22 protein-coding genes and 1 pseudogene are annotated in these 23,032 nt (G+C 62.3%); 10 read left to right on the top strand and 13 right to left on the bottom strand.

The window, feature by feature from the left end; genetic code table 11:
• Window positions 1-34 precede the first annotated feature (34 nt).
• From WBQ96_RS26810 to WBQ96_RS26795, 4 genes are all read right to left on the bottom strand, one after another.
• A complete protein-coding gene (locus tag WBQ96_RS26810; protein ID WP_442920905.1) occupies window positions 35-763 on the bottom strand; it encodes a YdcF family protein in 729 nt (242 codons plus the stop codon).
• A gap of 121 nt (window positions 764-884) precedes the next feature.
• Entirely contained in the window at window positions 885-1,874 is a 990-nt protein-coding gene (locus WBQ96_RS26805; protein ID WP_336555846.1) for a cell division protein FtsX, read from the bottom strand.
• A complete protein-coding gene (gene ftsE, locus WBQ96_RS26800) occupies window positions 1,867-2,526 on the bottom strand; it encodes a cell division ATP-binding protein FtsE (RefSeq protein WP_336555848.1) in 660 nt (219 codons plus the stop codon). Before ftsE ends, WBQ96_RS26805 begins: the two co-directional genes overlap by 8 nt.
• Window positions 2,523-2,657 (bottom strand): hypothetical protein, encoded by a 135-nt coding sequence (locus WBQ96_RS26795; RefSeq protein WP_280141809.1) that lies wholly within the window; start codon window positions 2,655-2,657, stop codon window positions 2,523-2,525. Before WBQ96_RS26795 ends, ftsE begins: the two co-directional genes overlap by 4 nt.
• A gap of 57 nt (window positions 2,658-2,714) precedes the next feature.
• Between WBQ96_RS26795 and WBQ96_RS26790 the strand changes: the two genes are divergently transcribed.
• The 3 genes from WBQ96_RS26790 to WBQ96_RS26780 are packed head-to-tail and all read left to right on the top strand — an operon-like array spanning window position 2,715 to window position 4,560.
• Window positions 2,715-3,365 (top strand): hypothetical protein, encoded by a 651-nt coding sequence (locus WBQ96_RS26790; RefSeq protein WP_336555851.1) that lies wholly within the window; start codon window positions 2,715-2,717, stop codon window positions 3,363-3,365.
• Window positions 3,366-3,368: 3 nt separating this feature from the next.
• Window positions 3,369-3,911 carry a hypoxanthine phosphoribosyltransferase gene (gene hpt / locus WBQ96_RS26785; RefSeq protein WP_336555853.1) on the top strand — a complete coding sequence of 181 codons (543 nt, stop codon included), beginning with the start codon at window positions 3,369-3,371 and terminating at the stop codon, window positions 3,909-3,911.
• Window positions 3,912-3,915: 4 nt separating this feature from the next.
• Window positions 3,916-4,560: a glutathione S-transferase family protein gene (locus tag WBQ96_RS26780; protein ID WP_336555855.1), complete on the top strand. Its 645-nt coding sequence runs from the start codon at window positions 3,916-3,918 to the stop codon at window positions 4,558-4,560.
• Between the two features lie 13 nt (window positions 4,561-4,573).
• On the opposite strand, the gene WBQ96_RS26775 is transcribed toward WBQ96_RS26780, so the two are convergent.
• On the bottom strand, window positions 4,574-5,485 hold the full coding sequence (locus WBQ96_RS26775) for a lipid kinase (protein ID WP_442920906.1): 912 nt from the start codon (window positions 5,483-5,485) through the stop codon (window positions 4,574-4,576).
• 100 nt (window positions 5,486-5,585) lie between these two features.
• The gene (locus tag WBQ96_RS26770) at window positions 5,586-6,509 is read right to left on the bottom strand and encodes a DMT family transporter (protein WP_336555858.1); all 924 of its coding nucleotides are present in this window, start codon (window positions 6,507-6,509) and stop codon (window positions 5,586-5,588) included.
• A 233-nt stretch (window positions 6,510-6,742) separates the two neighbouring features.
• On the opposite strand from WBQ96_RS26770, the gene WBQ96_RS26765 reads away from it, so the two are divergent.
• Together WBQ96_RS26765 and WBQ96_RS26760 are read left to right on the top strand one after the other, a co-directional pair.
• On the top strand, window positions 6,743-7,630 hold the full coding sequence (locus WBQ96_RS26765; protein ID WP_165118828.1) for a LysR substrate-binding domain-containing protein: 888 nt from the start codon (window positions 6,743-6,745) through the stop codon (window positions 7,628-7,630).
• Between the two features lie 94 nt (window positions 7,631-7,724).
• Window positions 7,725-8,342 carry a glutathione S-transferase family protein gene (locus WBQ96_RS26760; protein ID WP_336555860.1) on the top strand — a complete coding sequence of 206 codons (618 nt, stop codon included), beginning with the start codon at window positions 7,725-7,727 and terminating at the stop codon, window positions 8,340-8,342.
• Window positions 8,343-8,366: 24 nt separating this feature from the next.
• Here the strand turns inward: WBQ96_RS26760 and WBQ96_RS26755 are convergent, their stop codons facing one another.
• The 5 genes from WBQ96_RS26755 to argH all read right to left on the bottom strand — a co-directional run bounded on the left by WBQ96_RS26755 (window position 8,367) and on the right by argH (window position 15,055).
• A complete protein-coding gene (locus tag WBQ96_RS26755; protein ID WP_336555862.1) occupies window positions 8,367-10,982 on the bottom strand; it encodes a TIGR02302 family protein in 2,616 nt (871 codons plus the stop codon).
• Between the two features lie 133 nt (window positions 10,983-11,115).
• Window positions 11,116-12,381, bottom strand: a complete 1,266-nt coding sequence (gene lysA / locus WBQ96_RS26750; RefSeq protein ID WP_336555863.1) for a diaminopimelate decarboxylase — start codon at window positions 12,379-12,381, stop codon at window positions 11,116-11,118.
• A 13-nt stretch (window positions 12,382-12,394) separates the two neighbouring features.
• Window positions 12,395-12,604: a lipoprotein gene (locus WBQ96_RS26745; protein WP_336555865.1), complete on the bottom strand. Its 210-nt coding sequence runs from the start codon at window positions 12,602-12,604 to the stop codon at window positions 12,395-12,397.
• A gap of 107 nt (window positions 12,605-12,711) precedes the next feature.
• Window positions 12,712-13,524: a class I SAM-dependent methyltransferase gene (locus tag WBQ96_RS26740; protein ID WP_336555867.1), complete on the bottom strand. Its 813-nt coding sequence runs from the start codon at window positions 13,522-13,524 to the stop codon at window positions 12,712-12,714.
• A gap of 130 nt (window positions 13,525-13,654) precedes the next feature.
• Window positions 13,655-15,055, bottom strand: coding sequence for an argininosuccinate lyase (argH, locus tag WBQ96_RS26735; RefSeq protein ID WP_336555869.1), 1,401 nt, complete (start codon window positions 15,053-15,055; stop codon window positions 13,655-13,657).
• A 31-nt stretch (window positions 15,056-15,086) separates the two neighbouring features.
• Here argH and tlpA point away from each other — a divergent pair, with 31 nt between their 5' ends.
• The gene (gene tlpA, locus WBQ96_RS26730) at window positions 15,087-15,800 is read left to right on the top strand and encodes a thiol:disulfide interchange protein TlpA (protein ID WP_336555871.1); all 714 of its coding nucleotides are present in this window, start codon (window positions 15,087-15,089) and stop codon (window positions 15,798-15,800) included.
• Here the strand turns inward: tlpA and WBQ96_RS26725 are convergent.
• Window positions 15,792-18,233: an EAL domain-containing protein gene (locus WBQ96_RS26725; RefSeq protein ID WP_336555873.1), complete on the bottom strand. Its 2,442-nt coding sequence runs from the start codon at window positions 18,231-18,233 to the stop codon at window positions 15,792-15,794. The two genes, tlpA and WBQ96_RS26725, sit on opposite strands and share 9 nt — an antisense overlap.
• Before the next feature lie 319 nt (window positions 18,234-18,552).
• Between WBQ96_RS26725 and ugpB the strand changes: the two genes are divergently transcribed.
• From ugpB to WBQ96_RS26705, 4 genes are all read left to right on the top strand, one after another.
• The gene (gene ugpB / locus WBQ96_RS26720) at window positions 18,553-19,863 is read left to right on the top strand and encodes a sn-glycerol-3-phosphate ABC transporter substrate-binding protein UgpB (protein ID WP_336555875.1); all 1,311 of its coding nucleotides are present in this window, start codon (window positions 18,553-18,555) and stop codon (window positions 19,861-19,863) included.
• A gap of 107 nt (window positions 19,864-19,970) precedes the next feature.
• Window positions 19,971-20,855, top strand: coding sequence for a sn-glycerol-3-phosphate ABC transporter permease UgpA (gene ugpA, locus WBQ96_RS26715; RefSeq protein WP_165118880.1), 885 nt, complete (start codon window positions 19,971-19,973; stop codon window positions 20,853-20,855).
• A 52-nt stretch (window positions 20,856-20,907) separates the two neighbouring features.
• On the top strand, window positions 20,908-21,756 hold the full coding sequence (ugpE, locus tag WBQ96_RS26710) for a sn-glycerol-3-phosphate ABC transporter permease UgpE (protein WP_336555887.1): 849 nt from the start codon (window positions 20,908-20,910) through the stop codon (window positions 21,754-21,756).
• Entirely contained in the window at window positions 21,756-22,820 is a 1,065-nt protein-coding gene (locus WBQ96_RS26705; RefSeq protein ID WP_336555877.1) for a sn-glycerol-3-phosphate import ATP-binding protein UgpC, read from the top strand. The genes ugpE and WBQ96_RS26705 overlap by 1 nt, the downstream gene beginning before the upstream one ends.
• 88 nt (window positions 22,821-22,908) lie before the next feature.
• Here the strand turns inward: WBQ96_RS26705 and WBQ96_RS26700 are convergent.
• Window positions 22,909-23,032 (bottom strand): annotated as a pseudogene (locus WBQ96_RS26700) (IS1595 family transposase); the annotation flags it as partial.

Raw genomic sequence — 23,032 nt, 5'->3', positions numbered from 1 at the left:
GAAAAAGGAAAACCGCATCTGTCCGACGCGAGGGTCAGTTCGTGGACGACTTGGTAGAGGCCTCGACCAGCACCACACCGTCCGGCGTCGAGCGCAGCGGCACCACGGTGCGGGCAAGGGCACCAAGATATTTGGTGTACTCGGTGAACAGCACGCGCACCGCTTCGGGCTTGGTCATCCATGTGCCGCCATCCAGCCGCGTGTTGACGACGGGATAGGGTTTCAGGTTGGCCTTGTCGATGAAGCGCCCCATTTCGAGCAGGCTGCGCGGCATGTGGTAATTGTTGGTGACGAGGATGACGCTGCCATATTCATGGCTTTCGACCCATTTGGCGCTTTCCTCGGCATTGCCGATCGTGTCCATGGCCGCGTAGTCGATGTCCACGCAGCAGGAAAACAGGGACTTGTCGCCGCCCGTTGCCGCCTGGAGCGACTTGCGGCCTGCCGCGGGATTGACGCCGCTGATGAGCAGGCGCTGGCCTTTGCCCGATTTGAGCAGGTCGAGTGCCGCATCGATGCGCGACTGGCCGCCGGTCAGCACGATAATGGCGTCCGCGCTGGGCGGGTTCGCAGGCGTACTCAGGCGGCTTACATAGTCGGCGAACCAGCCGAAGCCGGCGGCAAAGACAACGCCTGCGGCAATGGTTGCAACGGCTGCGGCGCGCAGAAATCTGGCAAAACGATTCGACGGCTTGCGCTGGGGCGCAGGCACGAATGCCGACGACATACCGCCGACCGCCTCATCCGTCTCGAATCTGCTCATGCTGCTATGGTCGGCTTTCATTAGCGTCTGTGCAAATGCCGTTTCCGCACATTGCGTTACAGCGGGTTGCCAATCGTGATCGTCTCTTTCGGCGGGCGCCGCTCCAGCGTTTCCAAGCATTCTAGCCTCCGTCCGGATGGCTGACGTCTATATCGTTCAGATAGGCCACGACCGTCACATGTGAAGTGGCGGCGGTGAGCGCGCCGATGATCAGGACGACCAGTGCAACACCGCCATAACCGGCGGCACCTATGGAAAAATTGCCGAACAGAGCGGTCGCCTGGTCGGCCTGCGGCGTGGCCAGATTGCGCGACGACCAGAACCAGAAAAAGATGAAGACGATCATCGCCGCTATGCCGCCGGCAGCAGCCCCCTTCATGCCCGTGAGCAAGAAGTGCGTGCGGAACTGACTGGCGATGAAGCCGGCCTCCGCGCCGACGAAATGCAGCACCTCGATGATGTGCCCGTTGCCGGCCATGGCGCCGCGCGTGGCGAAGACCACGGTCAGCACCGTCGCCGACAGCATCAGCACCAGCACCGCCATGCCGAGCGTCACCGTGGTGCGGGCCATGGCGACCAGCCGGTCGACCCAGGTACGGTGGTCGTCCAGCGTCGCGCTCGGCACGTCCGGCTGCAGCATCTGGCGCATGGCGGCGAAATCGGGCGGATTGTTCTCGTCGATGGTGACGATCACCAACCGCGGCACCGGCAGCTCGTCGATGTTCAGGCCGGAGCCGAGCCATGGCTCGAGCAGCCGCGCGGTTGCCTCGCGATCGACGATCTTGGTGCTGCGCACGCCGGCAAAGCCGCCGGCGATGCGGGCGGCATTGGCAAGGGCGGCATCCATGTCCAACCCGTCGACCGGCTTGATCTGGATCGTCGCCTCGCGCGCAATCTGGTTTTCCCAGATCGATGCCGTGTCACGAACCAGCGTAACCGCGCCAAGCGTCAGGCAGGACAGGAAGGTCATGATGGCGATAACGAAGACAAGCGCGCGCCCGGCGATGTTCTGCGGCGGCACGATGGGTGCTGTCTTGCGCTGGGCGCGAACCGGGCGGGCGATCGTTTCCTCTTCGTAGTCGCCGCCGGTGGCCTGATGCAGCTCAGTCATAGATATCGAGCCTTCCATTGGCCAGAATCATGCGCCGCGCGTCGACCTGCTCCATCAGGCCGAGATCATGGGTTGCGATGACCACGGCTGTTCCCAGCCGGTTCAGTTCGATGAAAAGCCGCAGCAGGCGCCGCGCCAACGGCGGATCGACATTGCCGGTCGGCTCGTCGGCCAGCAGGATTTCCGGCTGCTCGATCAGGGCGCGGGCGATCGCGGCGCGCTGCTTTTCGCCGCCCGACAGCACCGGCGGCAGCACATGCATGCGCTCGCCGAGCCCGACCCATTTCAACAGCTCGGTGACGTCGTTGCGATAGCTTGATTCCTCGCGACCGCGCACCCGCAGGGGCAGGGCGACATTCTCGTAGGTGGTCATGTGGTCGAGCAGGCGAAAATCCTGGAACACGACGCCGATGCGCCGGCGCAGCAGCGGCAGTTCCTGGCGCGTGATGCGCGAACGGTCCTTGCCGAAGACCGAGATCAGCCCGCGCGTCGGTTTCAGCGACAGGAACAGCAGGCGAAGCAGCGTCGTCTTGCCGGCACCCGAAGGCCCGCTCAGGAACTGGAACGAGCGCTCCGGGAGCTGGAAGGTGATGTCGCGGAGAATCTCCGGACCCATCCCGTAACGCAGGCCGACATTCTCGAAGCGGATCAAGTGTAAAAACCTTGGGTGTTGCGGGCCGTCATCGCGGCCAGTTCATCAAAAAGACCATCGGCTTGTATGGTTAACCCTTGGTTAATTTTCACGTCAAATCCGGCCCTGATTCGCCCACGGTTGCGAAGCATTAACCAATTCCGTTTACCTCCGGAATCGGGGAAGTTCGAAAGGATAGCCCATCCGCTATGGCAGAGGGTCGCACCGCACGCCCGGTTTCCGGCGAAATCATGACGGGCGTCTCGGTCGAGGCGGCTGTTACATGGCCTGTGCATGACGCTACCGACATTGTCGATGCCGATTACGAGCTTGTCTCGCCGCCACGCCGCGCACCTGTCGCGCCCGAAGCCGAGCCCGCAGCCTTCTCGCCTGCGGCAGCACCTGTCGATGGCATGGGCATGCTGTTGCGCGATCCCGCGCAGCCCGCAGCGAGCCGCCTGGCATCGCGCGGCGGGCCGATCTTCTGGGTTTTCGGCCTCGGTCTCGCTGCCGCGGCCTTCTGGGTTTCGGGCGGGCATGCGCTGGTGCGGCAGGCATCGTTCCTGAGCACGGCGCAAGCGGCACCCGGCTTCACCATTTCCGGCGTCACGTCGCGGATCGACACTATCGGCGCTCGGCCTGTTCTGTTCGTCGATGGCGAGGCCTCGAACAGCGGCAATATGGCGGCATCCTTGCCGCCGCTGGAGATCCATGTCACCGGCACCGACGGCCAGACGGCGCGCTACAAGCTGGGGACAGCGGACAAGCCATTGGCCCCCGGCGGCAGATTTGCCTTTTCGAGCCGGCTCGAGGTGCCTAAGAACGGGGTGAAGACCGTTTCGGTCGCCTTCGGAGATTAAAACATGCCGGTTGTCCGCGACAAGGATATCGAAGTGCTGTTCAGCGCCTCGACCATCGCCCGACGCAATCTCGAGCTTGCCAAGGAGATCGCCGCGCACGACTACACCGATCTGCTCGTCATTTCGGTGCTGAAGGGCTCGTTCATTTTCGCGGCCGACCTGATCCGCGCCATGCACGATGTCGGCCTGTCGCCGGAAGTCGAGTTCATCTTCATTTCCAGCTATGGCGCCGGCACCACCAGCGGCGAAGTGCGGGTGCTGCGCGACATCGACAATGAGGTGAAGGGCCGCGACGTTCTTCTCATCGACGACATTCTGGAATCGGGCAAGACGCTGTCCTTCACCCGCGAGCTAATGCTGTCGCGCGGCGCGAAAAGCTGCTCCATCGCCGTGCTGCTGGACAAGCGCATGCGCCGCAAGATCGAACTCGATGCCGATTATGTCGGCTTCGACTGTCCCGACTATTTCGTCGTCGGCTACGGCATGGACGTCGCCCACGCCTTCCGCGAACTGCCCTTCGTCGGCGTCGTCAAGGGCGACGCCTGAGGCCGTGGCCTCCGTCACGCTCTATGGCTACCACTACAGCGTCTATCTGCGCATCGTGCGCATGGCGCTTGTGGAGAAGGGTGTTTCCTGGACGCATGTCGAGATCGACCCCTTCGCTGAGACGATCCCGCCGGACTATCTCGCACTGTATCCCTTCGGGCGCGTGCCGACGCTGAAGCACGGCAATTTCGTGCTCTACGAGACCACCGCGATTGCGCGTTATGTCGATGAGGTCTTTGCCGGGAAGCCGCTTCAGCCTGCCGATGTCCGGGCCAGGGCGCGGATGAGCCAAATCATCGCGATTGCCGATTCCTATGGCTATTGGCCGATGGTGCGGCAGGTCTTTTCGCAGCGGATCTTCAATGCAGCGCTTGGAAGAACGCCGGACGAGACGGTGATTGCCGATGGGCTTGCCGCTTCGGGCAAGGTGCTTGCCGCACTTGAACCGCTGGCCGAGGGCGAGCGGTTTTTGATCGGCAGCGCCTTGAGCCTTGCCGATCTGCATCTCGGCGCGATGGTTGGCTATTTTACCGCAGCGCCGGAAGGCCGTGCTGCCATGGCGGATTTCCCGCGGCTCAGCGCGTGGTGGGCCGTGATGAAGGACCGGCGTTCGATGGCCGAGACGGCCCCCGGCCTTCCTTGCCTCTGACGTTGCGGCCCGCTTACTTCCGCTTCGGCACAAACACCGAGAGCGCTTTCGGCCTGATGCGGAAATGCGCCGGCGTGGTGGTGCACAATTCGCCGTCGGTATTCACCGGGTGCGGGCGGCTGGTGCGGATCGTTACTTCCGTCGTCTGGAAGGCGCGCACATCGTCCCAGCGTCCTTGCGTGCCGCGCCTCAGGCTCGGCAGCAGCCTCAGCAACCGCCACCAATGGTCGACTTCTAGGCTGTAGAAATCGAGCTTGCCGTCGTCGGCGGTCGCGGTCTCCTCGACCGTCATGCCGCCGCCATAGTGCTTTCCGTTGCCGACGGAAATCTGCAGGGTCCTGATCTTCTCGGTCGTGCCGTCATGGTCAAGATGGGCGCTGAACAGTCTGGACCGGGCCAGTAGCCGCGCCGCGACGATGCCGTAGCCGAGCTTGCCCCATCGCTTCTTGGCCTTGTCGCTCAGGTCGGCGGCCAGTTCGGCGCTGAAGCCGATGCTGGCGACATTGAAGAACAGGTGGCCATTGACCTCGCCGAGATCGATCGGCGTGAGCAGGCCCTGCGCGATCACTTCGGCTGCCTTGACCGGATCGGCTGGAATGCCGACGGTGCGCGCAAAATCGTTTGCGGTGCCGAGCGGCAGCACGCCAAGCGGCAGATTGAGGTCGACCAGGGCGGGGGCTGCGGCATTCAGCGTGCCATCGCCGCCACCGACGATGACCAGGTCGCATCCCGATGCCTGCTTGCGGATAAGCTCGTCTATCGGCTGGTCCTTGCCGGCGGCCATCTTGACGACTTCGATGCCGGACGCCCTGAGCACATCGAGCGCAGGCGCGATGGTTTCCCCGCCGCGCCTGGCCTTGGGATTGACGACAAGCAGGGCGCGCTTCGTCGCTTTTGTTTTTTTCGGCAAGGGGTTCGGCCTCATCTGGTCGAGTGCGGTTCACGCCAGATAGGGCGGCGACAAGGCTAATTAAAGTCTCGACCCCATGCGATGGCCGCTTTTCCCGTGCCGAGCCACTTTGCGATCAGGCCGGTGCCCTTGTTCCCAGCCGCGCATTGAGCGCGAAAAGCCCGGCGCCGATAATCAACGCCGCGCCCATTATCGTCGCGGCCTGCGGCACCTCGGCAAAGAAGACAAAACCCCACAGTGGCGCCCACAGGATGCCCGTATATTCGAAGGTCGCGACGATGTTGGCCGGCGCCAGCCTGTAGGCTTGCGACAGCAGGATCATGCCGGCCGAAGCGATGAAGCCGCAGGACGCCATCAGCAGGAAGTCGCTTAGCGTTGGCCATATCCAGGGACGCACCAGAAACTTCAGGCTCGGATGGGTGACGTTTTCCATGCCGATGGTCTGGAGCGCGAAACCAAGGACGGCGGCACCGATCAGATAGGCGCCGTTCTGGTAGAAGGCCATGACGGTCGAGGATTCCGTCGAGCCGAGCTTTCTCGCCATCAGCTGTGAAAAACCATAAAGTCCGGCTGAAAGCAGCGAAAGCATCGCCGCCCATTCGAACACGCCCTGTCCGGGGCGGACCATTACCAGCACGCCGATCAGTCCGACGACGGCAGTTACTGCGCTCGGCCACGAAATATGTTCGCCGAGATAGGGGCGTGCCAGCATGATGATGAATAGCGGCGCCATGAAATAGAGCGCGATCGCATCGGCCAGCGGCAGCGCGGCCAGTGCCAGATAGTAGGCGGTGTAGGAAGTGAACAGGATCGCCGCGCGCAGGCCGAGCAGCCGATAGTTCGGCGAGAACAGCGCCCTCAGCCCGACATCCTTGTGCACGATGACGAGCAGGATCGGTAGTGAGACGATGGAGCGGATCGCCATCACTTCCATCAGCGGATAACGCCCGGAAACGGCCTTGATGACCGGGTCCTGCAGCGAAAACACCATCACGCCAAGGCAGAGGGAGATGATTCCGAGGAGGATACGGTTCTGCATGGTGTTCACGGCTCGCAATGCGCAGTTAAAAACCGTCCGGCATATGGACAAAAAGAACCCGCGGCCCCTGTTTTGGGACTACGGGTGAGTGAGGACTTTTTGCCCGACCGCGTCGATTGTTGCCGACTCGGCGCATGCATTTCGGTTTCGTTGTCGATTATCGCCGTCCGATTGACATGTTTCAAACGAATTGGAATGATGCCAGCCATGAGAAACGCTTATGGCTGGCAGTCATGACGATCCATCTTGACAGTGATCTTCTGCGCACCTTCGTCGCGGTGGCCGAAACCGGCAATTTCACCAAGGCGGCCGATACCGTCAGCCGCACGCAGTCGGCCGTGTCTATGCAGATCAAGAAGCTTGAAGCGATGATCGGCGAGGTGCTGTTCGAGCGCGGCTCGCGTGGCGTGTCGCTGACGCGCAAGGGCCAGGACCTGATCGTCAATGCCCGCCGCATCGTCTCGCTGCTCGACGAGACGGCAGCCTCGATGCGGGCGGAAGCGCTCGACGGCCCGGTGCGCATCGGCATCCCTGAGGAATACAGCTATTCGATCCTGTCGCGGGCGCTGAGCGCATTCGCCAAGATGCACCCCAAGGTCGAGATCACGGTCAAATACGCGCATTCCGCCTCGCAGATGGTGGCGCTTGAAGCAGGCGAACTCGACCTCGCCGTCGTGTTCGAATGGCAGGATTTTTCCGACGGCGAAGTGCTGATGCGCGACCCGACCGTCTGGGTGACGTCGAACCTGCATCTCCTGCACGAGGAGACGCCGCTGCCGGTCGCGCTCTACAGCCGCGCGGGGTGGTGCAAGGATTTCGCGCTCAGGTCACTGGAGGATCGCGGGCTGCCCTACCGCGTCGCCTATACCAGCGATACGACCAGCGGGCTCAAGCTCGCGGTGGCTTCCGGGTTGGCGATCGCGCCGGTGTCGCGTTCCAATATTCCGCCCGATTGCCGCGAACTGACCGCTGCCGATGGGTTTGGTGATATCGACGCGTCGAATGTAGTGCTCCACCGCGCGCCGGGGGCAACCAGCGAGGCGATAAACGGCATGGCCGACGCCATCCGCGAAGCGTTCTTCTCGCAACTGACGATCACCGTGCCGCCGCCCGGCTCGTGATGCAGTCATGCCACCTCCCGACAGTCCTCCTGACAAGAAGCTGTCAGGAGGAGGATGCTAGGAATGCCTTATCAAACGAGTTGAGGAGGCAACGATGCTGAAATTCTACCACGCGCCCTGGTCGCGCTCTTCAGGCGTTCATTGGCTTCTGGAGGAACTCGGTGTGCCCTACGAAACCGAGATCATTGATATCCGCGCTCCCGGCGGCGTGCCCGAAAGTTACCGCGCCATACAGCCCAACAAGAAGGTGCCGGCGATCGATCATGACGGCACGATCGTGACAGAGCGTGCGGCCATCTGCATCTATCTCAGTGATGCCTTTCCACAGGCCGGGCTTGCTCCTGCGATCGGAGAAAAGGCTCGGGCGGCATGGCTGACCTGGCTGGTCTATTCGGATTCGGTTTTCGACCCGGCAATCGCCGCGAAGGCACAAGGGTGGACATATCACAGCAACAGCTTCTCCTTCGGGGCCTATGACGACATGGTCCAGAATCTGGAAAAGACGCTGTCGTCGCGGCCTTACATTGCGGGAGACAGGTTCACGTCTGCCGACACGCAGATCGGCAGCGGAATCTATTTCGTCACGAACATTCTCAAGGCTTTTCCCGACAAGCCGGTTTTCCGCGACTATCTGGCGAGGCTGCAGGAAAGGCCGGCCTATCAGCGCTACCTCGCGAAGGATGCAGCGGCTACGCAAGGCGGCTCATCTTGAAGCACGCCATTTAAGGGATGCGTCTCAGCGCATTTCGAGCAGGCGCTCGAGATAGTTGCGTTCCAGCTCGGGGCTAAGCGCGTTGCCCAGCCGCTTGCGGATGGCATCGAGAATCTGGCGGGCGCGCTGCACGTCGATCTCGTCCGGCACCTTGACCGAATTGCCGAAATCCGGGCCGGTGGTGGCGCGCGGCCTTCCGAGCGGGTCGCGGTCTGCGTTCTGCTGGCGTCCACCTTCCTCGCTGCCGCCTTCGTCACCCTGCATGGCCTGCTGCATCTGCTGCATCATGTCCTGCGCGCCCTTGCGCAACGCTTCGAGCGCGCGGCCCTGTTCGCCAACGGCGCGTTCGCCTTCGCCCTGGCCAAGCGCGCCTTCGGCCTGACCCATCGCATCGCCTGCCTCGCCGAAACCTTCGCCCGGCTGGATGCCGAGACCTTCGAGCCCCTTGGTCAGGCCCTGAAGGTCCTTCTGCAACTGGCCCTGGCCTTCCTGAAGCTGCTTCAGCGCTTCGGCAAATTCTTCCGGCGTCATCGGCCGGCCCTGATTGCCTTGACCCTGCCCCTGCTGGCCCTGACCTTGCTGGCCGGGTTCGCCCTGCTGGCCTTGCTGACCCTGTCCCTGTTGACCTTGCTGCTCGCCGGACTGCTCTCCGCGCTGCTGCTGGTCCATGCGGAAGGTCTCGTTCATCATCTCCTGCTGGCGCCGCATGATCTCGCCCAGCTTGTCCATCTGCTGGCGCATCTCGCTCTGGTCGCCTTGCTGGCCGGGCTGCTGCTGGCGGCCCGCCTGCAGGTTGTTCATCATGTTCTCAAGCTGGGACAGAAGCTCCTGCGCCTGATCGCGGTTGCCTGATTTGGCCAGATTCTCGATCTGGTCCATCATGCGCTCGAGATCGCTCTGGCGCAGTTCCTGCCCGTTCTGCGGCATCTGCTGCTGGGCCATGTTCGGGTCGCGCTTGGCCCGCTCGGCGAATTCGCGCAGGAAGTCGTTCATCGCCTGGCGCAGCTCTTTCATGAGCTTGTCGATTTCCTCGTCGCTGGCGCCGTTCTGAAGCGCCTGCTTCAACGCCTCCTGCGCCTGGCGCAGGCGCTTTTCAGCGGACGAAAGCGCGCCGTCCTCGATCGCCAGCGCCATTTCCCAGAAATAGTCGGCGGCCGCACGCAGCTGGTCGTCATTCTCGGCCAGCTTCAACTGCGTGCTGCCGACCATCAGACCGAGGAAATTGGCCATGTTCTGGATCGTGTCTTCGGGCCGCAGCGTGATCGCGTCGATCAGTTCCAGCACATAGGATTTTTTGTTCGTGTCGAGCGAGAAGATGCGGCGCTGTTCCACCACGGCCTTGGCCAGCGGGTTGGAGAAGGGCCGCTCCGGCAGCACCAGCGTCTTGGTTTCGCTCGTGGCTTCCTGTCCGGCGTCATCCGTCGCCTTCAGCGTCAGCTTGACCGTGCTGCCGGCCCAGACATGGTCGGTCAGGTCGCGCGAGACCTTGGCGGCAGCCGTGCCGCTGCCGCGGCGCGGCGCTGTCAGCGGCATTTCGGGTGCCTTGTAGAGCGGATGCGCATCCTTGGCTTGTTCGTCGGCCAGCGCGAACTCGGCCTTGGCGGAAGCCGCGCCATAGTCGTCGACGATCTCGTAATTGAGTTCCAGTGCGCCATTGACCGCGCGCTTGGGCTCGCCGACGAAGCGGATCACCGGCGGCTTGTCGGGGATGACGGCGAAGGTCCAGCTTTGCAGCTCCTTCTCGCCCGATTTCAGGCTGAGCACGCCGTCCTTGTCGAGCTTGCCGGCAAATTGACGCGCCACTGCCGGGGCGCCGGCGGCAATCGGCTTGGCCGGCGCGGGTGCAGCGCCCGCCTTCGGCTCGATGTCGCGGGTGGTGCCGCCGGCATCGGCGTAGGAAAGCGCCTCGTCGCCGGCGCCACCGGTGACGCGCAGCGAAACCTCGCTGCCCTGCGGCACGGTGAATGTCGGGTTCTGCCGGTTTGCGTCAGCGGTCAGGAACACCGGTGCCTTGCCGGTATAGGCAGGCGGTGTCACCCAGGCGTCGACACGCGGCGGAATTGTTTCGGCTATCGCGCCGGCTTGAAAGGCATCGCCTAGGCGTCCGCCGAGCGGGCCATAAGAGAACGCGAAAGCGGTGACGAACAGCAGCGCGGCTGCCGCGCGCAGGCCCCACGGGTCGCGCTCCGGCACGCGGGTACGCGGCAGGTCGCTGCCGACATCGCCAAGGCTTTCGGCCATGCGCTTCTGGTGCTCGCGCCAGAGCGCCTGCGAAAACTCGCTGACCTTGCCGCTCGGCCGGTCGGTCTGCACCAGCACCGGCGTATGCGGCAGTTCGTTCGCCGCCTCGATGCGACGGTCGATCTCGGCGGCGGAAGGGCGGCGGAAGAAGCGCAGCGGATAGAGCGCAGCCACGCCTGCAATGGCAAACAAGGCCAGCAGGCCGAAGCGCGGCAAATCGGGCAGGAGGCGGAAGACGCCAAGCCAGGAAAGGCTGAGGAACAGGCTGACGACGACAAGCAGCGGCAATGCCAGCGGCCAGCCGCGTTCCACCATCATCGCGGCCAGCGTGGTGAACCGGGCGCGGCCAAGGCGCCGGGCGAAACTCTGTGCGCTGTTCGTTGCCGGTGTTTCCGCCATCAACCTTTCCAAACGAGACTCGCACCGCATGCGCGATCTCCGGGAAAAGAATAGCAGCAAACACGGCAAAGACGAGGCATGGTACGAAATCGTGATCGGCGGGCTTTTCCGCGCCGATCACCGCGCGAGCGCATCAGAGCCAGTCGGGCACCGAATCCAAGCCGATCAGCTCGTCATAGGTCTGGCGCGGGCGGATGACATGGAAAGCATCGCCATTGACCAGCACTTCAGGCACCAGAAGCCTGGTGTTGTAAGTGCCTGCCTGCACCGCGCCATAGGCGCCGGCCGTGCCGACGGCGATCAGGTCGCCGGCCTTCAGGCGCGGCAGATCGCGGTCGAGGCCGAGAAAATCGCCGGTTTCGCAGACCGGGCCGACGATATCGACCTTCATGCGTGGCGTGTCGGCTGGCGGCTGTACCACCGGGCGGATGTCGTGGAAGGCATCGTAGAGCGTCGGGCGAATCAGGTCGTTCATCGCCGCATCGACGATCAGGAAGTTCTTGGCGTCGCCTTCCTTCACATAGATCACTTCCGACACCAGAATGCCGGCATTGCCGACGATCAGCCGTCCCGGCTCGAACATCACCTTCAGCCCGAGCTTGGTGACGTGCTTCTTGACGATCGCCGCATAGGCGTCAGGCAGTGGCGGCGGCGAATTGTCGGTCTTGTAGGGAATGCCGAGCCCGCCGCCGAGATCGACATGTTCGATGTCGTGGCCGTCGGCCTGCAGCATGCCTACCAGTTCGACCAGCAGCGCGAAGGCATCGTCGAAAGGCTGCAACTCGGTGATCTGGCTGCCGATATGCATGTCGATGCCGGTGATCTTCAAGCCGGGCAATTGGGCGGCGCGGGCATAAACCTCGCGCGCCCGCTGGCGCGGTATGCCGAACTTGTTTTCGGCCAGCCCGGTCGAGATCTTCTTGTGGGTCTTGGCATCGACGTCGGGATTGATGCGCAGCGAGATCGAGGCGACCTTGCCGGCCGCCACCGCGCGCGCTGAAAGCAGTTCAAGCTCCGGCTCGGATTCGACGTTGAAGCACAGGATATCGGCAGCGAGTGCAAAATCCATTTCGCGCGCCGTCTTGCCGACGCCGGAAAACAGGATCTTCCTGCCGAGAATGCCCGCCGCCAAGGCGCGGCGCAGCTCGCCTTCGGAAACCACGTCGGCGCCCGCACCAAGCTTGGCCAGCGTCGTCAGCACGGCCTGGTTGGAATTGGCCTTCAGGGCGTAGCAGACGAGGCTATCGAGGCTTGAAAACGCCTCGCTGAACACCCGGTAGTGGCGGGTCAGCGTCGCGGTGGAATAGCAATAGAACGGCGTGCCGACGGCAGCCGCGATAGCGGGCAGAGGCACGTCCTCGGCGTGGAGCACGCCGTCGCGATAATCGAAATGGTTCACTGGTTTGGTCCGGTCAGAGCAGCTTGTCGAGGAGGAAGGGCTTGTCCGCGACCGGTTTCTTCGGCTCCGGCGGCAGCGGCTGCTCATTGGCCTTCTGCGCGTCCTTGCGGGCCTGCACGGCAGCTTCATAGGGCGTGTCGAGCCCCGACTTGCGCCCGCAGGCCGAAACTGCGCCGATCGCGGCCAGAAGCACGAGCGTGGTGATAAGTCTGCTGCCGGTCATCCTGTCATCCGTCCGTGAGAAATACGTTGCCTGCTTCTAGCGAAATTCTTTGGCCTTTGCACCCCGGCAAATCAAGCGGCTAAAAGTTCAGCAGGGCTGGATGGGACCTAGACCGCAGCCACGATTACGTGAGCCTGAATTTTGGCGGCAACCGCGCCGCTGCCATGCCTGTCCGCAATCGCCGATGCGGCATGGTCGGTTGCAGCTTCCAGTTTTTCCGCGTCCCTGGCCTCGATTTCGCTGCGAAGGACAGTTCCCTGGCAATAGGCAACGGCCGGAATGCGCGCTGAGGATGCACGGCTTTGTTCGGCTCGCGTTTCGATTACCACGTTGGAGAAACCTGCGCCTTCCAGTTCGCTGCGGATCAGTGCGATATCGTGGTAGCCATGCGGCGTGCGGGCCAGGAAGCGCGGCGGATCGTTCGGAAAAATCTCCGCAAGAGCATTGGTCACCTCATCGGCAAATACATTCTCCTCGATGCGATCCCATACGTTGAACAGGAAATGTCCTCCGGGCTTCAGGATGCGCCTGGCTTCGCGGTAGGCAGATGGGCGGTCGGGAAAGAACATCGCGCCGAACTGACAACAAACGAGATCGAAGGCCTCGTTTTCAAACGGCAGCGCCAGAGCATCCGCCTGGCGCCATTGGATGCGACTGTCGGGGCCTTGTCGCGACGCGGCATGGTCGAGCATCGGCTGGTTGAGGTCGGTAACGACATAGCTTGCGTCGGGGGGCAGCTTTGGCGCCAGTGCGCGGGTGACGACGCCGGTACCCGCGGCGGTTTCCAGAACCATGCGCGGCGACAAGGACGCTGCCCGCAGCGCAAGATCTGCGGCGAATGGCTCGAAAATCAACGGCACCATATAGCGGTCGTAGTTTTCCGGGATCGAGCCGGCGAATACCTTGTCGGTTTCCAACATCGCTATCACCCGCCGTCCGTTTGATGGACCAGCATATGAAACCATCATACCAGTCGCGGCGGGTCGATAATAGCGCCCGGGCGCATGATTGAAGCGCCCAAACGGGAGCCTCGAACCACGCGCTACGCACTCAAGCCTTGGCGATGCGCTTTTTCCAGTAGCGGATCTGGCGGCGCACCTCGGCGGGCGCAGTGCCGCCGAAGGAGGTGCGGCTCTTCACCGAGTTCTGCACCGAAAGCACCGAGAAGATATCGTCGGTGATGCCGTCGTGGATCGACCGCAAATCTTCCAGCGTCAGCTTTTCCAGCCCGACCTTCTTGCTTTCCGCCAGCGCCACGGCGCGGCCGGTGACGTGATGGGCCTCGCGGAAGGGCAGGCCGAGCGTGCGCACCAGCCAGTCGGCAAGGTCGGTCGCAGTCGAATAGCCGGAGCCGGCGGCCTTCTTCATCGCGGCTTCATTCACCTGCATGTCGCCAACCATGCCGGTCATGGCGGCGAGCATCAGGTCGAGCGTCTCGGCGGCGTCGAACACGGCTTCCTTGTCTTCCTGCATGTCCTTGGAATAGGTCAGCGGCAGGCCCTTCATCACCGTCAGAAGGCCGATCAGGTGGCCGTTGACGCGGCCGGTCTTGGCCCGCACCAGTTCGGCGGCATCGGGGTTCTTTTTCTGGGGCATGATGGACGAGCCGGTCGAAAAGCTGTCGGACAGCCGCACGAAGCCGAACTGCGGCGTCGACCAGATGACGATCTCTTCGGCCAGCCGCGACAGATGGGTCGCCGAAATCGCGGCGATGGCCAAAAATTCCAGCGCGTAGTCGCGGTCTGAAACGCTGTCGAGCGAATTGCGGGTCGGCTCACGGAAGCCGAGCGCCTTGGCGGTGCGGAAGCGGTCGATCGGGAAGCCGGTGCCGGCAAGGGCCGCAGCACCCAGCGGGCTCTCGTCCATGCGCTCGATGGCGTCGCGGACGCGGGAAAGGTCGCGGGCAAACATCTCGACATAGGCCATGCAGTGGTGGCCGAAGGTTACCGGCTGGGCCGTCTGCAGATGGGTGAAGCCGGGCATTACGGTGGCGGCATGTTCCTCGGCGCGCTTGAGGAACGCTTCGATCAGTCCCTTCAGCGCTTCGGCGACGCGATGGAACTCGTCCTTGACCCAGAGCCGGAAATCGACCGCGACCTGATCGTTGCGCGAACGTGCGGTGTGCAAGCGGCCGGCGGCGGGGCCGATCAGTTCGGCAAGACGCGCTTCGACATTCATGTGGATGTCTTCCAGCCGGGTCGAGAACTCGAACTTGCCGCTCTCGATCTCTTTCAAAATCGTGTTCAGGCCGTGAGCGATTTTTTCTTGATCTTTCTCCTCAATGATGCCCGTTTCCGCGAGCATTTCGGAGTGAGCGATCGAGCCTCGGATGTCCTGCGCGTAGAGCTTTTTGTCGAAGCCGATCGAGGCGTTGATCGCCTCCATGATCGCCGCAGGGCCCGAGGCAAATCGTCCGCCCCACATCGCGTTGCTGGCCTTCTTGTCGCTCATCGTGATAACCGGGCTCCGGAGAAAAAAGTGAATGGCTGACGGAAAGAAACTCATACCGACCGCGCGCCTGCTAGTCATGGCAGCGATTGCAGGCGCATTTGCCGGCGCGGTGGTGGTATATGCCAGCGTTACCTTGTCTGGCAACAAGGCTCCGGCTTCAGTGCCGCAGCAGGTGACCGTTGCCCCTGCCGTTCCCGAAAACACTGCCGACAATGCCGTCTGCGCGGCAAAGACCGACAAGGCCAAGGTGGTGGGTGCGGCAGCAAAAGGCGAAGTCGCAGCCATGCTGCCGGCCGACCCGCCGCAATCGCTGAAGGGCCTCGCTTTCAAGTCTCCCGACGGCAAGCCGATGACCCTGGCCGACCATGCCGGCAAGACGCTGCTCATCAATCTGTGGGCGACATGGTGTGCGCCATGCCGAGCCGAAATGCCGGCGCTCAATGCGCTGCAAAAGGAAAAGGGCAGCGACAAATTCGAGGTCGTCGCGATCAATGTCGATACCGGCGATGACGAAAAGCCTAAGAAGTTCCTCTCCGAGATCGGCGTCGATACGCTCTCGCTCTACCGTGACAACACGCTCGACCTGTTCAACGATCTCAAGAAGCGCGGCCTGGCGCTCGGCCTGCCGGTGACGCTGCTGGTCGACGGCGAAGGCTGCCTGCTTGCCAATATGAACGGCCCGGCCGAATGGTCGAGCCCGGACGCGGCAGCGCTGATCGAAGCGGCCGCAGGCGGGTCAGACTGACCGCAACACGATCGGCTGAAGTACGGCGACACGGGCCTTACGTCCGGCCGTGGCGGTTTGGACTGGCGCCGTGACCGGTACGCCGGTCAGTTCCCTGAACATTTCGATCGGACCCGGCTTGCCGAGATAGAAGCCCTGTCCGATCTGGCAGTCTTCGGCATCCAGGAATTTCAGTTCGCCGAGCGTTTCGACGCCTTCCGCCAGCACCGGCAGGCCGAGGCCGCGCCCAAGGCCGAGAACGGCTCGCACGATCGCCGCGACCTGGCCGTTGGTGTCCACTGACTTGATGAAGGAACCATCGATCTTGATCTTGTCGAAAGGGAAGGCGCGCAGGTTCGAGAGCGAGGAATAGCCGGTTCCGAAATCGTCCATGGCCACCCGCACGCCCAGCGCCTTGATCTTTCTAAGGGTTGCGAGCGCGCGCGGCATGTCCTTCACGAGGGCCGTTTCGGTGATTTCCAGTTCGAGCCTGCCGGGTGCGAGGCCAGTGTGAACGAGGACTTCGTGAACCTTGCGGCTGAAATGCGGATTGTGAAGCTGCACCGCCGAGACATTGACCGCCACCGAAAGCGGGTTTTTCCAGCCGGCAGCCTCCTGGCAAGCCGTTGCCAGCACCCATTCGCCGATCTGGACGATGACGCCGCTGTCTTCCGCAACCGGGATGAACATGGCCGGCGAAACTTCGCCGTGTTCTGGGTGCTGCCAGCGGATGAGAGCTTCGAAGCCGAGCATCTTTCCGCTGCTGATTTCCTTCTGCGGTTGGTAGACCAGATAGAATTCGTCGCGCGCGATCGCCTGGCGCAGTTCGTGTTCCATCACGCGCTTGTCGCGCGCTTCGGCGCCCATGGACGCCTCGAAATAGCGGTATGTGTCCTTGCCTTCCGCCTTGGCGCGATAGAGCGCGGTGTCGGCATGGCTGATAAGGGCGGTCTGGTCGTCGGCATCCCGAGGATAGAGCGCAATGCCGATGCTGGTCGAAACCAGCCCGCCGCCTATCGAGCGCCGGTTTTCCTCGCGCATCGCCGCCAGCACGTCGTCGGCAATGCGGCCGGCGGCCAGGGGGTCCGAAAGATTAGGGGCGATAATGGCGAACTCGTCGCCGCCGAGGCGCGCGAGCAACTGCCCGCTGCGCAGAACGCCTGAGACACAGCGCGCGACGGTCTGCAGCATGGCGTCACCCGCGCCATGCCCGAACAGGTCGTTCACTTCCTTGAACCGGTCGAGATCGAGCAGCAAGAGCGCCAGATGGTCGCCTTTCCCGCTCAGTTTCATGGCGGCGATCTCGGCGTCGAGCCGGCCGGAAAAATTCCTGCGGTTGGCAAGCCCGGTGAGCGGATCGAAATGGGCGAGGCGAAGGATTTCCTGCTCTGCCGTCTTGCGTTCGCGGATGTCGCGAACGGCGACCACGGTATGCGGCTTGCCACAATAGTCGATGCGCCGGGCGATGAGTTCGACCGGGATGCTTTCTCCATCGCGGCCCTTCAGTTCGGCTTCCTGCGCCTGCTCGCCGAATTCCGGCAGGTTGGAGGCGGTGCGCTCGCCAAAGAGGTTGGCAAGTTGCATGGCGTTGAGCGTCTCGACCGGCTGACCGGTCAACGTGGCAATGCTGTTGTTGGCGCTGACGATGCGCGCGCCGTCACAGACGATCAACCCCTCGACTGCGGCATTGGCCAAGCCGTGCATGCGCTCCGCTTCAATCTTCTGGCGGCGGAAACGCAGATCGATCGAAAGCGCAATGCCAGACAGAATGAGGATCACCAGGCTTGCGGCGGCAACGGCGAAGGCATGCGACACGGGCTCGATCGTGGATTCGGAAATCTCGACCGAAGAATCCGGAATGATCGAGACTGCGGCCATCGCGATGAAATGCAGGGTGCAGATGGCGAGCGTCAGAAGCACGGCGCCGCCGAGTGTCGCCAGCGTCGACGGGCGGCGGAGTACGACAAGGAGCGACAGCGCTGCCAGCGTTATTCCAGCCAGCAGGGAAATGGCGACAAGAAGCTGGTCCCAGACGATCCGGCCCTGCACTTCGAAAGCGGCCATGCCGACAAAGTGCATCGACGCGATGCCGGCGCCAAGCAAGGCGCCGCCCACGAGATAGTAATCGATGCCGCCGCGCAACGTGGCCACCCACATGCCGGCAGCCGTCAGAAACACGGCGGCAGCGAGCGAAAGGGCGGAAAGCTCGACATTGTAGGCATTCGGGATGCCGGGCGAAAATGCAAGCATTGCGATGAAATGAGTGGCCCAGATGCCGAAGCCTGTCGCCGTTGCTGAAATCATCAGCCAGGCAAGCCGGTTTCCATTTCTGGACTGGCCGACATGATGGAGCAACTTGACTGCTGAAAACGACGATATTGCGCAAATAAGCGCGGCGAGCGCGACAAGCCTCAGATCATGCTCATTCACGATACAGTTGTAGACTGTCAGCATTTCTCAATTAACCCAATCTATTGGAAATAAACAAGGTAATGTTGAATATTAGCTGCATATGATTGAAGGATCGGTTAAATTTGCTTTCAACCTGTGGGCGTTGCTTTTGCCGAACGCGGAGCGTTTCCCGGCAAGGCGCTGCCCATTCGAAAGCCGGCTTACGAAAACGCCCGGAGCGAACAACGCAGGGAAACGAAATCCACACGAAACTGAGACGAAATTCATCGAAGCGTAACAAAACGGTTGTCGCACTGTCACAATCGACCGATACTCCCGGTTGCGAACCTAAACCTTCGCCAAGTAAAAACGGGAGAGAAACATGAAATTTCAAGGCGTTGCGGCCGGTATAGCCGCGTCATTCACCCTGCTTTCGACATCGTCCGCATTCGCCGTGACCGAGATTTCCTGGTGGCATGCCATGACCGGCGCCAACAATGAGGTCGTCGAAACGCTGTCCAAGGAATTCAACGAGAGCCAGAGCGAGTACAAGGTCACTCCCGTTTTCAAGGGAACCTACCCGGAGACGCTGAACGCCGGCATTGCCGCCTACCGCGCCAAGCAGCCGCCGGCGATCATGCAGGTGTTCGATGCCGGCACGGGCGTCATGATGGCCGCTGAAGGCGCGATCAAGCCGGTAGCCGACATTCTCTCCATGGGCGGCAAGCCTTTCGACAAGAGCCAGTATCTTCCGGGCATCGTCGCTTATTATTCGAAGCCGGACGGCACCATGCTGTCCTTCCCGTATAATTCGTCTTCGCCCATCCTCTATTACAACAAGGACATCTTCCAGAAGGCCGGTCTCGACGTCGACAACCCGCCCAAGACGTGGCCGGAAGTGTGGGACGCGGCCAAGAAGATCAAGACCAGCGGTGCGGCACCTTGCGGCTTCACCACGACCTGGCTGACCTGGATTCACACCGAAAACTTTGCGGCCTGGAACAATGTTTCCTTCGGCACCAACGAGAACGGCCTCGCCGGTCTCGATGTCGAGCTCAAGATCAATTCGCCGATCTTCGTGAAACACTTCCAGGAACTGGCCGACCTCGCCAAGGACGGCACGTTCAAATATGGCGGGCGCACTTCCGAAGCCAAGCAGATCTTCCTCGCCGGCGAGTGCGGCATCTTCACCGAATCCTCGGGCGGTCTCGGCGACGTCGTCAAGTCGGGCATGAACTTCGGCACCGGTTCGCTGCCCTACGAGCCGGAAGCGCAGGGAGCGCCGCAGAACACCATTCCCGGCGGCGCCAGCCTCTGGGTCTTCGCCGGCAAGTCGGACGAGGAATACAAGGGGGTTGCCGCCTTCTTCAACTTCCTGTCCACGACCGAAATCCAGGCCCGCCTGCATCAGGTGTCCGGCTATCTGCCGGTAACGCTCGAAGCCTACGAGAAGACCAAGGCTGACGGTTTCTATGAAAAGAACCCGGCCCGTGAAATCCCGATCAAGCAGATGATGGGCAAGGCGCCGACCGAGAATTCGAAGGGCGTGCGCCTGGCCAACCTGCCGCAGGTTCGCGACATCGAGAACGAGGAGTTCGAGAAGATGCTGGCCGGCGACCAGACCGCCCAGCAGGCGCTCGACAAGGCCGTCGAACGCGGCAATGCCGCAATCAAGCAGGCCATCGGCAACTAAGAAGTCTGCCCCTCACCCTTACCCTCTCCCCGTGAAGAACGGGGGGAGGGGGCATAAACGCTGGAGCCCCTTAGGCGGATGAGGGGCATTCCGGCAAGGAGGAAGCTCTGTCCCCACGCGTTACTTTCCCCAACAAGGTCCTGCCCTATCTCCTGGTCGCGCCACAACTCGCCATTACGGCGGTGTTCTTCTATTGGCCGGCAGGGCAGGCGCTCTACCAGTCGATGCTGCGCGAAGACCCGTTCGGGTTGAATTCGAAATTCGTCTGGTTCGACAATTTCGCGCGGGTCCTTTCCGATCCAAACTATGTGAATTCGCTCAAGGTCACGGTGGTCTTCTCCATAGCCACGGCCTTCGTTTCCATGGCGGTGGCCCTGCTGCTGGCGGTGATGGCCGACAAGGTCATTCGCGGACGCGGCATCTATCGCACGCTGATGATATGGCCCTATGCGGTGGCCCCGGCCATTGCCGGCATGCTGTGGCTGTTCCTGTTCAACCCGTCGATCGGCACGCTCGCCTATGGGTTGCGCTGGCTGGGTTTCGACTGGAACCCGCTGCTCGACGGCACGGACGCCATGGTTCTGGTCGTGACAGCCGCTTCGTGGAAGCAGATCAGCTACAATTTCCTGTTCTTCGTCGCTGGGCTTCAGGCCATTCCCAAGACGCTGATCGAGGCGGCGGCAATCGACGGCGCCGGCGAGACGAAACGCTTCTGGACGATCGTCTTTCCGCTGCTGGCGCCGACGACCTTTTTTCTCCTCGTCGTCAACACGGTCTACGCCTTCTTCGATACCTTCGGCATCATCCACGCCGTCACCGGTGGCGGGCCCGGCAAGGCTACCGAGACGCTGGTCTACAAGGTTTACAATGACGGCTTCGTCAACCTGATCCTCGGCGACTCGGCTGCGCAATCGGTGATCCTGATGGTCATCGTGATAGGGCTAACCGCCTTCCAGTTCCGCTTCGTGGAGAAGAAGGTGCACTATGGCTGAGACACGCAACGCTTCCACCGCTGCCGTTTTGGGCCGGCGTGAAGAGGGCGCGATGCTCGGCGTCAGCCGCTGGTCGCGCTACATCGCCCATGCCGTGCTGATCATCGGCATCGTGATCGTCGCATTCCCGATCTATTACACCTTCGTGGCGTCGACCCATTCGCTGCAGACGATCCTGCGTCCGCCGCTGCCGCTGCTGCCGGGCGACCGCTTCTGGGAGAATTATTCGACGGCGCTGTTTGGCGGCATCGGACGTATCGGCGGCGTGTCGGTCGGCACGCTGCTCTACAACACGACGGTCGTGGCGCTGGCGATCGCAATCGGCAAGATCGTGATTTCGATCGTGTCGGCCTATGCGATCGTGTTTTTCCGCTTTCCCTTCCGCATGACCTTCTTCTGGCTGATCTTCATCACCTTGATGCTGCCGGTCGAGGTCCGCATCCTGCCGACCTACAAGGTGATGGTCGATCTCGGCCTGATCGACACCTATGCCGGTCTCACCCTGCCGCTGATGGCGTCTGCGACGGCAACGCTGCTGTTTCGCCAGTTCTTCATGACCATCCCCGGCGAACTGGTCGAGGCGGCGCGCGTCGACGGAGCCGGACCGTTCCGGTTCTTCAAGGATATCCTGCTGCCGCTGTCGAAGACGAATATAGCCGCGCTGTTCGTCATCCAGTTCATCTATGGCTGGACGCAGTATCTCTGGCCGCTGCTGGTCACCAACCGCAACGACATGAACACCATCGTCATCGCGCTTCGCAAGATGATTTCCTTTGCCGACGCCGACACGGAATGGCATCTCGTCATGGTCACCTGCATGCTGGCCATCATCCCGCCAATCCTCGTCGTTGTCCTGATGCAGCGCTGGTTCGTGCGCGGCCTCGTCGATACGGAGAAATAATGGCTACCGTCGATCTGAACGATGTGAAGAAGGTCTATGCCGGCGGCATAGAGGCGGTTAAGGGCGTTTCCATCGCCATTCCCGACAAGGCGCTGTGTGTGCTGGTCGGCCCGTCCGGCTGCGGCAAGTCCACGCTGCTGCGCATGATAGCCGGGCTGGAAACCATCTCCTCGGGCACCGTCGCAATCGATACGAAAACCGTCAACACGGTCGGCCCGGCCGAACGCGACATCGCCATGGTGTTCCAGAACTATGCGCTCTACCCGCATATGAAGGTCTACGACAACATGGCATACGGCCTGCGAAATCGCGGCATGCCGAAAGACGAGATCGACAAGCGCGTGAAAGCCGCCGCCACGACGCTTGAACTGTCGCATCTTCTCGACCGCCGTCCGCGCGAGCTTTCCGGCGGCCAGCGCCAGCGCGTCGCCATGGGCCGCGCCATCGTGCGCAGCCCGAAGGTGTTCCTGTTCGACGAGCCGTTGTCGAACCTCGATGCCAAGCTGCGCGGCCAGATGCGGGTCGAGATCAAGAACCTGCAGCGGTCGCTCGGTGTCACCTCGGTCTATGTCACGCATGACCAGCTCGAGGCGATGACGCTGGCTGATGTGCTGGTCGTCATGAATGGCGGTCTGGTCGAACAGTCCGGCAATCCGCTCGACATCTACGAAAAGCCTGCCTCGACCTTCGTCGCAAGCTTCATCGGCGCGCCGCCGATGAACCTTCTTGCGGTACAGGCAGGATCGAACGGCTCGACGTTCAGCGACGGTTCGCCTGTCGGCATCGCCGGCCCGGCGGCAGCCGTCACGCTCGGCGTTCGCCCGGAAGATGCCGATGTCGCCTTCGGGCCGGATGTGCCGAAAGGCGCGGTCGTGCTGTCGGCACAGGTGGAAGCCGTCGAGCCGGTCGGTTCGGAAAGTTTTCTATACTGCGCCGCTGGCGGTCAGAAGATCGTGGTGCGCGTCGCGGGCCGCGCCACAGCCAAACCCGGCGACGAATTGCGTGTCGTCGCGAAGGCCGAAAAGCTGCATTGGTTCGATCAGGCAGGCAAGCGGGTGGAGTGAAAGAGCGCCGGGGACAGTTTACTTTCTTGCCCCGGAAAGACACTGCCGCTGAAAAGCTGGATCAAGGGGCAAAAAGTAAGGGGCTGTCCTAGGAGATTTGTTGTTTGATCCAAGTTTTAAGTGTCTTCAAGAGGTTTGCTGGTGGTCCGTAATTAAAGCGCCATTCGCATTCCTTGAGGAAGAGATGGAAGTTGTGTCGTGGAATTCCATTG

The organism is Mesorhizobium sp. CCNWLY176 (genome assembly GCF_037153935.1).
GTDB classification, from domain to species: Bacteria; Pseudomonadota; Alphaproteobacteria; order Rhizobiales; family Rhizobiaceae; genus Mesorhizobium_M; species Mesorhizobium_M zhangyense.
Note: the sequence above shows the minus strand (reverse complement) of the source record. Positions and strands in the feature narration are given on the sequence as shown.